Origin of the sequence: Dickeya zeae NCPPB 2538, assembly GCF_000406165.1 — a bacterium.
Taxonomy (GTDB): Bacteria; Pseudomonadota; Gammaproteobacteria; order Enterobacterales; family Enterobacteriaceae; genus Dickeya; species Dickeya zeae.
Genome location: NZ_CM001977.1, coordinates 4,377,911 through 4,392,226 on the forward strand (window position 1 = coordinate 4,377,911; position 14,316 = coordinate 4,392,226).

Genomic DNA, 14,316 nt, shown 5'->3' on the forward strand with positions numbered 1-14,316 from the left:
GGAAAATCGCGCCATGTCCCGCGCTCAACGCCTGCTCACCCTGATTCAATTACTAAGAAGCCATCGTTTTGCCGTTCCCGGCCCGCAACTGGCAGAAACACTGGGGATCAGCCTGCGCACGCTATATCGCGATATCGCCACGTTGCAATCTCAGGGCGCGCCGATTGTCGGCGAAGCTGGCCTCGGTTACGTGCTGCAACCGGGTTTTACCCTGCCACCGCTGATGTTTACCGAAGAGGAGATTGAAGCGCTGGTGCTCGGGTCTCGCTGGGTCGTCAGGCAGGCAGACCCACGTTTACAGGAAAGCGCCAGAAACGCGCTGATGAAAATTGCTGCCATATTGCCCAATGCGTTGCGCGATACGCTGGATAACACCACTCTGCTGGTGGCGCCGACAACGCTGGCAGTCAGCGATAGCGTTGACCTGCAACCACTGCGCCAGGCAATACGCGACGAGCACAAAGTCACCCTGCATTATCAGGATGGCCAGGGCAACACCTCAACCCGATTGATTTGGCCATTCGTTCTGGGTTATTTCGAGCAAGCTCGCGTTCTTGGTGCCTGGTGTGAAACTCGTCAGGCGTTCCGCCATTTCCGTACCGATCGCATTCTCGCCTTTACGGTCGAAACCGACATCTATCCGACATCACGGCGTCGTTTATTCAAACAATGGCGGGAGCAACAAGGCATTCGCTTGTCCAACGAAGACTGCTGACAAAAATTGTCAGCAGGGTGGGGTAAGGTACGAATACGGCACACAGCCGAATTTCCTGACCTGGGCTGTCGCGCGCCATGATACGCCATACAGCCCGTGTATCCCTGATAGTGGAGAGCACCATGACAGATGCCCATTACGTTCTTTTCTACGTTGATAACCCGGCCCGTAGCGCCCGTTTTTATAGTCAGTTGCTCAGTCTGGCACCGGTAGAGCAATCGCCTACCTTTGCGATGTTTGCACTGAAAACCGATCTGGTGTTAGGACTGTGGTCAAAACACACCGTAGAGCCCACCGTTGCCCAGCCGGGCTTTTCCAGCGAGCTGGCCTTTCGTCTGCCGGATCAGGCAGCGGTAGATGCCTGTTACGCTCGCTGGACGGCACAAGAGGTCACCGTGATCCAAACACCGACCACCATGGATTTTGGCTATACCTTTACCGTGCAAGACCCGGACGGTCATCGCCTGCGCGTTTTTGCCTATCTCGACGCCTGATGATGACCCAGCCGTCCCGTTGGCCTGCGGGGCGGCCGGTGTCGCTATCAGGCAAATTTGCCTGCCGCCCACGCTTCAACGTAACCTGTCAGCATCACTGTCGACGCCAGGGACTTCCCGATGCCAGAGCTGCCCCGTTACCGGCAAATCGCCGACCATTTCATTCAGGCTATCCAGAGCGGCACGTTACCCGTTCATCATCGGCTCCCCTCTGTACGGTCACTGGCGCAACAACATGGCATCAGCGTCACGACCGCGATGAAAGTCCTGCGAACGCTGGAAGACGAACATTTCGCCCTCGCGCGCCCCAAATCCGGCTTTTTTGTCGCCGCCCCAGGTCGCAATGCGATCACCTGTGCACCACAGCCCGTCGCGCTTCCCGTGCTCGATGAACAAACCGAATTACATCTGTCGCTGGTGGGTACCGAATGCCGGGTGCGACTCGATTTGGCGAATGGCGATAACGCGCTCTATCCGCTGAAAAAAATGGGCAGACTCATCCGCCAGGCCAGCTACACCAACCCGATGATGTTGGGTAACGATGTCAAAGGCAGTGGCTACCTGCCGCTAAAAGAAGAAATCGCCCGTCGGGCGCTGGATTACGGCTGCCACCTGCATCCTGACGATATCCTGATTACCAACGGCTGCATTGAGGCGCTGTCGTTGTCATTGCGGGCAGTCACCCGTAACGGTGACGCGGTGGCGGTACAGTCGCCCTGCTATTTCGTGCTGTTGCAGATGTTGCGTAACCTGGAGTTACGGGTAGTGGAAGTCGGGCAGGACGCCAGCGGGCATGTGGATGTGGCACAGTTGGAATCCCTGTTCAGTCAACGTCAGGTCAGCGCGTTCATCTCACTGACCAATATCAACAACCCGCTCGGCACCAGCCTGCCGGATAGCTATAAGCGCCGCATCGCTGAAGCGGCGGACCGCCATGATATCGCACTGATTGAAGACGATACCTTTGCCGACACCGCCTTTGGCGAGCAGCGGCCGTTTCCGTTACGAGCATTCAGCCCTAATGTGCTGCTCTGCAACGGTTTTTCCAAAACAGTCGGCCCCGGTATCCGCATCGGCTGGGTCAGCAGCGCACGCTGGCGTCGTAAGCTCGCCGCTCTCAAATTTACCTCCACCATGGGCACGTCACTGACGCCACAGGTGGCATTGGCTGAACTATTGCGCAACGGCGGTTATGACGCTCACTTGCGCAAACTGCGCCGCGAACTCGCAGGTCAGGTTGGACGATTGCGTCAGGCGGTACAACATTACTTCCCGGTTGGCACCCATATTTCACAGCCACAAGGCGGTTACGCCATTTGGGTTACGCTGCCAGCAGGCTGTTGCTCGTCGCGCGAGCTGTTTTCCCGTGCCCGGCAAGAGGGAATCGGCATCGCGCCAGGACACATCTTTGCCACCGACCAGCGCTACGACCACTGCCTGCGTTTGAACGCTGGTTTTGGCTGGAATGAAGACGTCCATCAGGCCATTCAATTGTTAGCGCGCTGGGTGCAGGAGAACACGTCGGGAGCGTAATGTGACAAAGGTTGCTATGTACAGGAAAACGGGGCCTGGAAGCTGCGTATAAAAAAACGGCCCCGATTCAAATGGGGGCCGTTTTTATCTCACCAACGCGTATCAATCAGCTTGCCTGACTGTCCTCCTGTTCCACCGCGAAACAAGCGACCAGTTGCTCGCCGTGCGGTTTCAGTTGCGGTTGCAACTGGGTGCAGGTGCCGAAGCGGTGCTGGCAGCGCGCGTTAAAGGCACAGCCCGGCGGTGGGTTCAGCGGGCTTGGCAGCTCGCCGGTCAGTTTGATACGTTCACGGCGAGCATCCGGGTTCAAGCGAGGCGTCGCAGACAACAGCGCCTGGGTGTACGGGTGACGCGGATTGCTGAAAATCGCGTCTTTGCTGCCTTTCTCGACACAACGGCCCAGATACATCACCATCACTTCGTCGGCAATGTGCTCCACCACCGACAGGTCGTGCGAGATGAACACGTAAGACAGCCCCAGATCCTGCTGCAAATCCATCATCAGGTTCAGCACCTGCGCACGCACCGAGACGTCCAGTGCGGACACCGGCTCATCGGCAATCACCACATCCGGGTCCAGCATCAGACCGCGGGCGATAGCGATACGCTGGCGCTGGCCGCCGGAAAACATGTGCGGATAGCGGTCGTAATGCTCGGTTTTCAGGCCCACTTTCGCCATCATCGCCAGTGCTTTTTCACGGCGTTCTGCCTTAGTGAGCTCGGTGTTGATCACCAGCGGCTCTTCCAGGATCTGCCCGACCTTTTTACGTGGGTTGAGTGACGCGTAGGGGTTCTGGAACACGATCTGGATTTTCTGCCGACGCAGCTTTTGCGCCGTCGGGTCAGGCTTGAGCAAATCCTGTCCCTGATAGTACAGCTCGCCATGCGACGGCGTTTCGATCATGGTCAGCAAACGTCCCAACGTGGACTTGCCGCAACCAGACTCGCCCACCACCGCCAGCGTCTTGCCGCGTTCCAGCGTGAAGGACACACCGTCCAGCGCTTTCACCAGTCGTTCCGGCGCGAACAGCCCTTTTTTCACCGGGTAGTGCTTTTTCAAATCAATCGCTTCGAGCAGGTACGGCTGCCCAGCGGCATTCATGGTCTGGCTCATACGGTTGGCCTCCCCGCATCATCCAGCGGTGTGTGACATTTCACCTGACGACCGGGGATATCCCGCATCTCAGGCTCTTCCTGACGGCAACTATCGCTGGCGTACGGACAGCGCGGATTAAGCAGACAGCCCTGCGGTCGGTCATACTTACCCGGTACCACGCCCGGCAGCGATGCCAGACGAGACTTGTCGACCGCGAATTCCGGCAACGCACGCAGCAGTGCCTGGGTATAGGGGTGACGCGGTGCGCGGAAAATATCCGCCGCTTTACCGGACTCCACCACCTGCCCGGCGTACATCACGATAATGTGGTGCGCCGCTTCCGCCACTAACGCCAGATCGTGGGTGATCAGGATCAGCGCCATGTTCTCTTTCTGCTGCAACTCCAGCAGCAGTTCGATGATCTGCGCCTGAATGGTCACATCCAGCGCGGTCGTCGGTTCGTCTGCGATCAACAGCTTCGGCCGACAGGCGATCGCCATAGCAATCATCACACGCTGGCTCATCCCGCCCGACAGCTGGTGCGGATACACATCCAGCCGGGATTCCGGGTCAGGAATACCTACCTGGTTGAGCAGGTCAATCGCCCGCTGACGGCGGGTTTTACGGTTGCCACCCTGATGCACCTTGATGGCTTCCATAATCTGGAAACCCACGGTGTAGCAGGGGTTGAGGCTGGTCATCGGGTCCTGGAAGATCATCGCCACTTCCGCACCCACCAGCTGACGTCGCTCCCTGTCGGAGAGCGTCTGTAAATCACGCTGGTTAAACTCCAGCCGTTCGGCCATCACTTTACCGGGGAAATCAATCAACCCCATGATCGCCAGTGAACTGACGGATTTGCCGGAACCGGACTCGCCGACGATGCCGACCACCTGTCCTTGTTCCACCTGATAGCTGATGCGGTCTACCGCACGAAACGGCAGCCCCTCATCGCCAAAATGCACCGACAGTTTCTCTACATTGAGTAACGCCATCTCTCTACCTCTATCACTGCATGTTACTGCTTGAGTTTGGGGTCGAGAGCATCACGCAGGCCGTCCCCCATCAGGTTAAATGCCAATACCGTCAGCAGAATCGCCAGACCGGGGAACGTCACCACCCACCAGGCGCTCTGCGCAAACTGCAGCACGTCGGAGAGCATGGTGCCCCATTCTGGCGTAGGCGGCTGTGCGCCCATGCCGAGGAACCCAAGCGCAGCCATATCAAGAATGGCGTTGGAAAAACCCATCGATGCCTGCACGATCAACGGTGCCAGACAGTTAGGGAAAATGTTAACGAACATCTGACGCAGCGCACCGGCACCTGCCACGCGCGAGGCAGTCACGTAATCGCGGTTCACTTCCACCAGCACGGCGGCACGGGTCAGACGTACATAGTGCGGTAGCGACACGAAGGTCAGCGCCAGCGAGGCATTGACGATAGACGGGCCGAAAATGGCCACCAGTACCAGCGCCAGCAACAGGCTCGGCAGCGCCAGCATGATATCGACCAGACGCATGATGGCCGCATCAACCGTACCGCCAAAGTAACCGGCCAGCAGCCCGAAAATGATGCCGAGGACAAGCGACATCACCACCACCAGACAGCCCACCAGCAGCGACAGACGCGCGCCGTACATCAGACGCGACAGCACGTCACGGCCCACATCGTCAGTTCCCAGAAGGTACTGCCAACTGCCACCTTCCTGCCAAACCGGCGGTTTAAGCAGCGCGTCACGGAACTGTTCAGCCGGTGCGTGCGGAGCCAGTACGCTGGCACCGATCGCTATCACCAGCATCAAAATGATGTAAACCAGGCCGACAACCGCGCCTTTGTTACGTTTAAAGTAGTGCCAGAACTCCTGCAACGGGGTCATGGGCTTCGGCGCAGCCGTTGCTGCGGATTCGGTAACGTGAGTCATCTCGCGTCCCCCTTATTTCTTATGCCGAATGCGCGGGTTCACCACGCCGTAGAGCACATCCACCAGCAGGTTCACCAAAATGATCATGGTGGCAACCAGCAATACCCCGCCTTGCACCACCGGGTAGTCACGACGCTGCAACGCGTCTATCAACCAGCGGCCCAACCCCGGCCAGGAGAAAATGGTTTCTGTGAGGATGGCCCCAGCCAGCATGGTGCCGACCTGCAAGCCAATCACCGTCACCACCGGCAGCATCGCGTTACGCAACGCATGTACCACGATGACCCGCAGACGGCTCAAGCCCTTGGCGCGCGCGGTACGGATATAGTCCTCGCCCAACACTTCCAGCATCGCTGAACGCGTCATACGCACAATCACCGCCAGTGGAATAGTGCCGAGCACAACGGCTGGCAGCACCATGTGCATCACCGCGTCTTTGAAGTCGCCTTCCGCACCCCAAATCAAGGTATCGATCAGCATAAAACCGGTCAGTGGCAGGGAATCGTCCAGGAACACAGTGTCGCCTACCCGGCCGGACACCGGCGTCAGGTTAAAATGCACCGACACCAGCATGATAAGCATCATGCCCCACCAGAAAATCGGCATGGAATAACCGGTCAGCGCGATGCTGACAGCCGTATGGTCGAACACGGAACCGCGCTTGACCGCCGCCAGTACCCCGACCGGAATACCGACGATCACCGCGAAAATCATCGCGCAAGTACCCAGCTCCAGCGTGGCCTTGAAACGCGGCACGAATTCATCCCAGACCGGGATGCGGCTTTTCAGGGACATGCCCAAATCACCGTGTAGCACGCCGTAGATATAGTGGACGTATTGCTCCCAGAGCGGCTTGTCCAGGCCAAGCTCCGCCATCAACTGCGCGTGACGCTCTGGGGAAATACCACGCTCTCCTGCCATGATCATTACCGGGTCGCCGGGGATCAGGTGCACGAAAGCGAAAGTCAGTAGGGTAATACCGATAAACGTTGGGATAACCAGCCCCAAACGACGGAGTATGAACTGCAACATATCCCGAACTCTCTGTGCTTTCTCGTATAGAGATAAAGGGCTCGATGGTGCTCACCATCGAGCCTGACATTGCTCACTGCGTTAAAACGGGCGTTGAGCGCACCCTGCCGTTTCCCTACGGAAACACGCGTCTCCAGAGACACGCATTCCAAAAACAACAGGGGCGACAGCGCTGCCATCGCCCATAAGTGTGACGTGATGAGATAATTAGTCTATTGATACGTGGTTGAAGCTGTGTACGCCGCGCGGCTCAATAACGTAGCCTTTCACGTTTTTACGGATCGGTTCAAACACGGTGGAGTGCGCCACAATCAGTGCCGGAGCCTGATCGTGCATCACAACCTGAGCCTGTTTGTACAGTTCGATACGTTTGGCCTGATCGGACACCGCGCGAGCGGGCTGGATCAGGTCTTCGAACGGCTTGTAACACCACTTGGAGTAGTTAGAGCCTTTCTTCGCCGCATCGCAGCTAAACAACGTCGCCAGGAAGTTATCCGGATCCCCGTTGTCGCCAGTCCAACCCATCAGCACGGTCTGGTGCTCGCCCGCTTTAGCGCGTTTGAGGTACTCACCCCACTCGTAGGTGACGATCTTGGCTTTCACGCCAACTTTCGCCCAGTCAGCCTGAATCATCTCTGCCATACGGCGAGCGTTCGGGTTATACGGACGCTGTACCGGCATCGCCCACAGGTCTATCTCAAAACCGTTTTCCAGACCCGCTTCTTTCAGCAGCGCTTTGGCTTTAGCCGGATCGTACGCGTAGTCTTTAACGTCGTCGTTATAGCCCCACATGGTCGGCGGAATCAGGTTTTTCGCTGCCTGGCCCGCGCCCTGGTATACCGCGTCGATGATAGCCTGCTTGTTCACCGCATACGTCAGCGCCTGACGTACTTTCACGTTATCCAGCGGCTTTTTCTCAACGTTGAATGACAGGTAACCGACGTTCAGGCCCGGTTTCTGCAACAGATCAATGTTCTTGTCCTGCTTCATGCTGGCCAGGTCAGCCGGGTTCGGGTACGGCATCACCTGACATTCGTCTTTCTGCAGCTTGGCGTAACGCACAGAGGCATCCGGCGTAATGGAGAATACCAGACGGTCGATACCCGGCTTGGTACCCCAGAAGCTGTCAAAACGCTTGTAGAGAATGCGGGAGTCTTTCTGGTACTGCACCAACTGGAACGGACCGGTACCGATCGGATCCAGGTCGATTTTCTCCGGCGTACCGGCTTTGAGCATCTTGTCGCCGTATTCAGCGGACATAATGGACGCAAAATCCATCGCCAGGTCAGCCAGGAACGGTGCTTCAGCGTGGTTCAGTTGGAAGCGGACGGTATAGTCATCCACTTTCTCGATTTTGCTGATCAGGTCATTCATCCCCATGCCTTCAAAGTACTCGTAGCTGCCGCCGGAGACTTTGTGGTACGGGTGGTTGGCATCCAGCTGACGCTGGAAGGAAAACAGCACGTCGTCAGCGTTGAACGTACGGCTCGGTTTGAAATCTTTGCTGTCCTGCCACTTCACGTCTTTACGCAGGTGGAAGGTGTAAGTCTTACCGTCGGCGCTGATGTCCCATTTTTCGGCCAGACCCGGCTCAATTTCGGTAGTACCGTCCTTGAACTCAACCAGACGGTTGTAGATAGGAATGGAGCTGGCATCAAACGTCGTACCAGACGTAAACAGCTGTGGGTTAAAGCCTTCTGGAGAACCTTCTGAGCAATATACCAGGGTTTTTGCCTGTACACCGGCAGCAACGGACAGCGCCAGCAAACCAAGGCCGAATTTCAGCACCCTTGATTTCATCAGGGATTTAGCCATTACATGAACTCCATTGTGGATGTTGTGTGTCAGCCAGACCTGTTTGTTGTCATCGCGACTGTTGTGATTACAACAGGGTTATCGCAACGTGGGTTATCGCGATGATTTTTATCGCGGTGGTCTGTACTTTTCTTCTATTTCAGCCTGAGGAGCGTGTCCAAAGACCAATGTAATAGTAAACAGGGAGAGACAACAGTGCGGGACAAGCAGGAAAACCCCCACCAGCCCTGTCGATTCAACCGTAATAATTCCTGGTCCTCTGCTGCTGTTCTCCTCCTTGTGACGCCCACAATGTGTCAACAGATCACAATCGCGTCAATATAACCTGTTAGGATTTACAAACAGAAACCACGGAATCATCAAGGTATAAAGTTAGCTCAATTTGCCACTGAGTTGGTGATAAAACCCACAAAATAACAAAAATCCAACAGAGAAAACCACATCAGAGCCATCATTCGATAATTATCACCACACAATAACTCATAGGAAAATCCTCTCGAATGGTGAATTACTGCACAATAAAGCGTGTTAAAAAGGTTAAAGTCAGGTGAAAATACTGACAAAACCCCTCGATGGTGATGTATTCCTATCATCCCTGACGATTGTTAGCCAACTATTTGCGCATTATAAAAAAACTTTATAGCACAGTCTGAAACACATCCTACGCCAACCGACAATCCCCCGTGCTCGACTTATTACAAGTCCTTATTTTATCTCGTCTATCTTATTCAAGGCATGAACAAAAAGTGATGACATCAATCGCCGGATGACAATTTCTATCCTAATATCTAGTTACATTTCTGCATCTTTAACGTTCAATCTAAAAATGCCGATAGATAAATAACAGTGGACTTACTGCACAGCGATGTTGCTTACGATGAGAGCCAAGTTCAGGAGAACCATAATGGTCGAACAATTAATACAAAAAAAGACGATGAGTATCCGCACCCAGATGCTGTTAACGGGCTTATTAACGATAGCACTCGGTTTCACCGTCACCATCGGAGTATTGAGTTGGCAGTCCAGCCGCGAGCAAAAATCTTTATCTGAGAGATATTTACAGAAAATTGCCCAAAGTGAAGCTCTGAAAATTCAGCAGAAACTCAATTATGACCGTGACGTAGCTCATAATCTTGGGCAAGCATTAATTTCGCTGCCAGCCGCTGGCATTAAAGACCGTGCCGTCGTCGATAAGGTGACAGAATATGCCCTGCGGGACAATCCAGATTACCTCTCGATTTCGGTCATTTTTGAAGATAATGCCTTTGACGGGCGTGATGCTGAATTTATCAATAAACCGGGTCAGCCGCCCAAAGGCCGCTATGCATGGTTTGTCGACCGGGATTCGGCTGGCAATTATAAAATGAACCCACTGCTTTCCTACCTAACGCCCGGTCAGGGCGATTACTATTTGCTACCGCAAAAAAGCCAGAAAGATACATTAATCGAACCTTATTCGTATGCCTATAACGGGGTTCCAACGCTGTTGACATCGGTAGCAGCGCCAATGATGTCTCAGGGAAAACTGTTTGGTGTGATCACGGCAGATATTTCCCTTGCATCATTACAGCAAACCGTTAATCAAATTAAACCCTGGTCAGGCAGCGGTTACGCGATGCTGCTCTCCAGTGCGGGCAAAGTGGTTTCTTATCCGGATAAATCGATGACGAGCAAGGTCTGGAGCGAGAAAACGGATAGTCTCACCTCAGCTGTGGTGCAACGTGATGATGCGCTGCTAGGCGAAAAAGCGCTGGTGACCTGGTACCCCATCACCATCGGCAACAGTACAGATAAATGGTATCTGGGTATCATCGCGCCGGTGAATAAAGTCATGGAGGCTGCCCAACAACAGTTAATCAATGCCTTGATTCTCATGGTGATCAGCATCCTGCTAGTCAGCGCGTTGCTGGGAGTGACCTTCAGTCGGAAAGTACTTAAACCACTTGGCGGCGAACCTCTCGAAGCGGCCACCATTGCGCTGTCGGTTGCGAACGGTCAACTCAACAATACGATTGCGATAAAACCGAATGATCGCAGCAGCCTGTTTTTCGCGCTACACACCATGCAATCACAGCTACGACAGGTTGTGGCACAAATCAAAGAAGCGGGTGACGCAGTACATCAAGGCGCGGCGGAGATAGCCAGCGGTAACACGAATCTCGCCTCACGCACAGAACAACAAGCAGCTGCATTGGAGCAAACAGCAGCCAGCATGGAGCAGATAACAGCAACAGTGAAACACAATGCCAACAATGCTCATCAGGCTACGGCATTAACAGAAAACGCCACACAAATTGCCCGTCGCGGGGAAACACTGGTCGGCCAGGTGGTTCAGACGATGGCGCAGATTGACGATAGCGCGAAAAAGATTGGCGACATCACCACCATGATCAACAGTATTGCTTTCCAGACTAACATCCTGGCGCTGAACGCGGCGGTTGAAGCCGCTCGCGCAGGCGAACAAGGCAGGGGATTCGCAGTGGTGGCGTCGGAAGTTCGCAGTCTGGCGCAACGCAGCGCCAACGCCGTGAAAGAGATCGCCGCACTTATCGAAGAATCCAGCCAGCGTGTTGAGAATGGCGTACAACTTGTGAACGATGCCGGTAAAACCATGCAGGAAATGACCCACGCCGTCAGTTCGGTACAAACCATTATCAATGAGATTGTTAATGCCTCGGATGAGCAGGCGAAAGGGATCAGCCAGGTGACCATTGCCGTGAATGAGATGGACGGTGTAACACAGCAAAACTCGGCGCTGGTGCAGCAGATGTCTGCCGCAACCGGCTCGCTGGAGGAACAAGCCATGCTGTTGGCTCAGACAATAGAGCATTTCCATTTAGAACAATACGGTCATTCAGAGCGTCGCGTTCCGTCGAGGTCGCAACACGCATTACCTAAAACGATATAAACCACAGGAACACGCTGCCCGGTGACTGTCTGGCAATTCATAGCTGGACGCTCACCGGGTCGGCGCATCGATCGGCACATCGAATAGATAGAGAAGCCTTTGAGTTGGGCTGCATCCCGGCGCGGTTATACATTATACATATTACGGGATGCTACCGTTCGTTACTGCGTAACCGATTTTTCCCCACACCATTCAAAATACTTTATTTAAATAACTTTAAAAAATTATTTTTCCATCCGTCATTCGCGTGTTAACTTTATATAACACTGCATCAACCCTTCCATATAAATATTCCACCCACGATATTCACAAACTAATTTTAATTACAAAATGGCTAATTAAGCTACTTAAAAATGAATTGCTGTGCGGTTCACAATTCCCTAATATTTGCAGTGAACAACTATTATTTTTAACATTTCTCCATGCTAGATTACTTGCCATATTACTATAAAAATAACATCGCATCCGTCTTTGATGGTGCAGCACGTGACTACGTGCTTTGCATCCTGACTAAGTTTCCACGTATTGCAGAGCAAGCTGCTTATCTCTGTCCTATGCCGCTACAACAGGGTGAATATAATGAAAAATATTGAAACTGAAATCATGAGCGATAACACGCTCGCCACCACCGCACCATCAGGCTTACTGGAAAGCCTGAATAAAGCCCGTATCGGATCAGTGCCTTTTATTCTCTTCCTGGTCATTTCCGCTGTTGTTTTTATTGCCTCTTATGCCAGCTATTTGCCTAAGAATATGATCGGCGGATTCGCTGTGATTATGACCATGGGCTTCCTGTTGGCGTATATCGGCCAGCGGATTCCCGTTCTGAAAGAAATCGGCGGCCCGGCCATTCTCTGCCTGATGGTGCCGTCAGTTCTGGTGTATTTTCATCTGTTCAACGCCAACACGTTGGATACCGTCAAGCTGTTGATGAAAGACGCCAACTTCCTTTATTTCGTTATCGCCAGTCTGGTTGTCGGCAGTATTCTGGGTATGAACCGCGTTATCCTGATTCAGGGGATGATCCGCATGTTCATTCCGCTGGTGGTGGGTACCGCCACGGCCGTCATTACCGGTTTGCTGGTGGGTAAACTGTTTGGCTACAGCTTCTATCACACCTTCTTCTTCATCATCGTGCCGATTATCGGTGGCGGTATCGGTGAAGGTATCCTGCCGCTATCGCTGGCCTACTCCGCTATCCTTGGTCACGCACCGGATGTGTATGTCGCCCAACTGGCCCCAGCTGCCGTAGTCGGCAACATTTTCGCCATCATTTGCGCCGGTGTACTGGCTCGTATCGGTGTATTGCGCAGTGACCTGAATGGTAACGGCAACCTGGTGCGCAACGAGGCGGATAACGCGTTGTTTGCCATAAAAGACACACCGAAGACGGTGGATTTCCACCTGATGGGCGGCGGCCTGCTGTTGATCTGTACCTTCTTCATCGTGGGTGGGCTGTTTGAAAAAGTGCTGCACATTCCCGGTCCGGTACTGATGATCCTGATCGCGGTATTGTGCAAATACGGCCGTATTATCCCTTCAAGCATGGAAACCGGTGCCAATAGCTTCTATAAATTCGTGTCCAGTTCACTGGTGTGGCCGCTGATGATCGGTCTCGGTATGCTGTACGTACCGCTGGAAAGCGTGGTCGCGGTCTTCTCCGTGGGTTACGTGGTGGTGTGTGGCTCGGTGGTGCTTTCAATGGCGCTGGTCAGCTTCTTCATCGCCCCGTACCTGAAAATGTACCCGGTTGAAGCCTCCATCGTGACCAGTTGCCACAGTGGCCTGGGCGGTACCGGCGACGTCGCAATCCTGTCGGCCTCCAACCGTATGTCACTGATGCCGTTCGCGCAAATCGCCACCCGTATCGGCGGTGCTTCTACCGTGATCGCAGCGACCCTGTTGTTGGGCTGGCTGGTGTAATCCAATCCACTGATTGCCATACCACAAGGCCACGGATTCCGTGGCCTTTTTCGTTTTATACATCCAAACAACCACCTCCTAAGGAGGTGGTTTAACGCTGACAATAAAAAAGCCACGTCGTGCGTGGCTTGGTCGCGTTGATGTTGCGTGATGTTACTCGCAGTACTGACGCAGGGCGTCCTGCTTTTCCGGCAACAGTCGGTAGAGATAAACCGGACGACCAGTGGAACCGTAGAGAATATTGGTATCGAGAATACCGGTATCTGCCAGGTAGATCAGATACTTACGGCAGGATACGCGCGAAATGCCGATGGCATTGGCTAACATCTCCGTGGAGAATTCTGCCCCTTGGTTGCCTTCAATCCACTCACAGACGGTACGCAATGTCAGGCTGGTCAGCCCTTTCGGTAATTTTTTGCGCTCCACCACGGGTGTGCCGCTGGTGCGACGGATCAGGTTATCGATATCTGACTGTGCTACAAACTCACGGTGCTTGAGCAGATTGGCCTCTTCCCGATAAGCCGTCAGCGCCTGCTCGAAACGCGCGAACTGGAACGGTTTGATCAGGTAATCCACCACGCCGTAGTGCAGCGCTTTTTTGATGGTATACACATCGCTGGCCGACGAAATAATGATGACATCGGTGTGTTCGCTAAATTCACGGATGGTGGGCAGCAAATCCAAACCATTATCCTGCTGCATGTAGATATCCAGCAGCACCAGATCAATCTCGCAGTCCGGCTGCATCAGCAGATTTCGCGCTTGCTGCAATGTCGGCACTGTCGCATAGCAGCTAAACCCGGAAATCTGATTCAGATAACACTTATTCAACTCCGCCACCATGGCGTCGTCATCAACGATCAGTACATTTATCATGGT

Annotated in this window: 11 protein-coding genes; 5 read left to right on the plus strand and 6 right to left on the minus strand. The window is 53.9% G+C overall.

What is annotated here, in order from left to right:
- Positions 1–13: 13 nt before the first annotated feature.
- The 3 genes from DZE2538_RS19215 to DZE2538_RS19225 all read left to right on the plus strand — a co-directional run bounded on the left by DZE2538_RS19215 (position 14) and on the right by DZE2538_RS19225 (position 2,742).
- Complete coding sequence (locus tag DZE2538_RS19215) at positions 14–715, plus strand: helix-turn-helix transcriptional regulator (RefSeq protein ID WP_038917013.1); 702 nt, start codon at positions 14–16, stop codon at positions 713–715.
- Between the two features lie 122 nt (positions 716–837).
- Positions 838–1,209: a VOC family protein gene (locus DZE2538_RS19220; protein WP_019845341.1), complete on the plus strand. Its 372-nt coding sequence runs from the start codon at positions 838–840 to the stop codon at positions 1,207–1,209.
- Between the two features lie 120 nt (positions 1,210–1,329).
- On the plus strand, positions 1,330–2,742 hold the full coding sequence (locus DZE2538_RS19225) for an aminotransferase-like domain-containing protein (protein WP_038917014.1): 1,413 nt from the start codon (positions 1,330–1,332) through the stop codon (positions 2,740–2,742).
- Positions 2,743–2,848: 106 nt separating this feature from the next.
- Here the strand turns inward: DZE2538_RS19225 and dppF are convergent, their stop codons facing one another.
- The 5 genes from dppF to dppA form a co-directional block, all read right to left on the minus strand.
- Positions 2,849–3,856: a dipeptide ABC transporter ATP-binding subunit DppF gene (gene dppF, locus DZE2538_RS19230; protein ID WP_038917015.1), complete on the minus strand. Its 1,008-nt coding sequence runs from the start codon at positions 3,854–3,856 to the stop codon at positions 2,849–2,851.
- Positions 3,853–4,833, minus strand: a complete 981-nt coding sequence (gene dppD / locus DZE2538_RS19235; protein ID WP_038917016.1) for a dipeptide ABC transporter ATP-binding protein — start codon at positions 4,831–4,833, stop codon at positions 3,853–3,855. Before dppD ends, dppF begins: the two co-directional genes overlap by 4 nt.
- A gap of 23 nt (positions 4,834–4,856) precedes the next feature.
- The gene (gene dppC / locus DZE2538_RS19240; protein WP_023641055.1) at positions 4,857–5,759 is read right to left on the minus strand and encodes a dipeptide ABC transporter permease DppC; all 903 of its coding nucleotides are present in this window, start codon (positions 5,757–5,759) and stop codon (positions 4,857–4,859) included.
- Positions 5,760–5,771: 12 nt separating this feature from the next.
- Complete coding sequence (gene dppB, locus DZE2538_RS19245; protein WP_012886663.1) at positions 5,772–6,791, minus strand: dipeptide ABC transporter permease DppB; 1,020 nt, start codon at positions 6,789–6,791, stop codon at positions 5,772–5,774.
- A 207-nt stretch (positions 6,792–6,998) separates the two neighbouring features.
- The gene (dppA, locus tag DZE2538_RS19250) at positions 6,999–8,606 is read right to left on the minus strand and encodes a dipeptide ABC transporter periplasmic-binding protein DppA (protein ID WP_038917017.1); all 1,608 of its coding nucleotides are present in this window, start codon (positions 8,604–8,606) and stop codon (positions 6,999–7,001) included.
- Positions 8,607–9,510: 904 nt separating this feature from the next.
- Between dppA and DZE2538_RS19255 the strand changes: the two genes are divergently transcribed.
- The gene (locus tag DZE2538_RS19255; protein WP_050568715.1) at positions 9,511–11,514 is read left to right on the plus strand and encodes a methyl-accepting chemotaxis protein; all 2,004 of its coding nucleotides are present in this window, start codon (positions 9,511–9,513) and stop codon (positions 11,512–11,514) included.
- Positions 11,515–12,093: 579 nt separating this feature from the next.
- Positions 12,094–13,437, plus strand: coding sequence for a 2-hydroxycarboxylate transporter family protein (locus tag DZE2538_RS19260; protein ID WP_012886665.1), 1,344 nt, complete (start codon positions 12,094–12,096; stop codon positions 13,435–13,437).
- A gap of 153 nt (positions 13,438–13,590) precedes the next feature.
- Here the strand turns inward: DZE2538_RS19260 and dcuR are convergent, their stop codons facing one another.
- Complete coding sequence (gene dcuR / locus DZE2538_RS19265) at positions 13,591–14,313, minus strand: two-component system response regulator DcuR (RefSeq protein ID WP_012886666.1); 723 nt, start codon at positions 14,311–14,313, stop codon at positions 13,591–13,593.
- Positions 14,314–14,316: the final 3 nt, after the last annotated feature.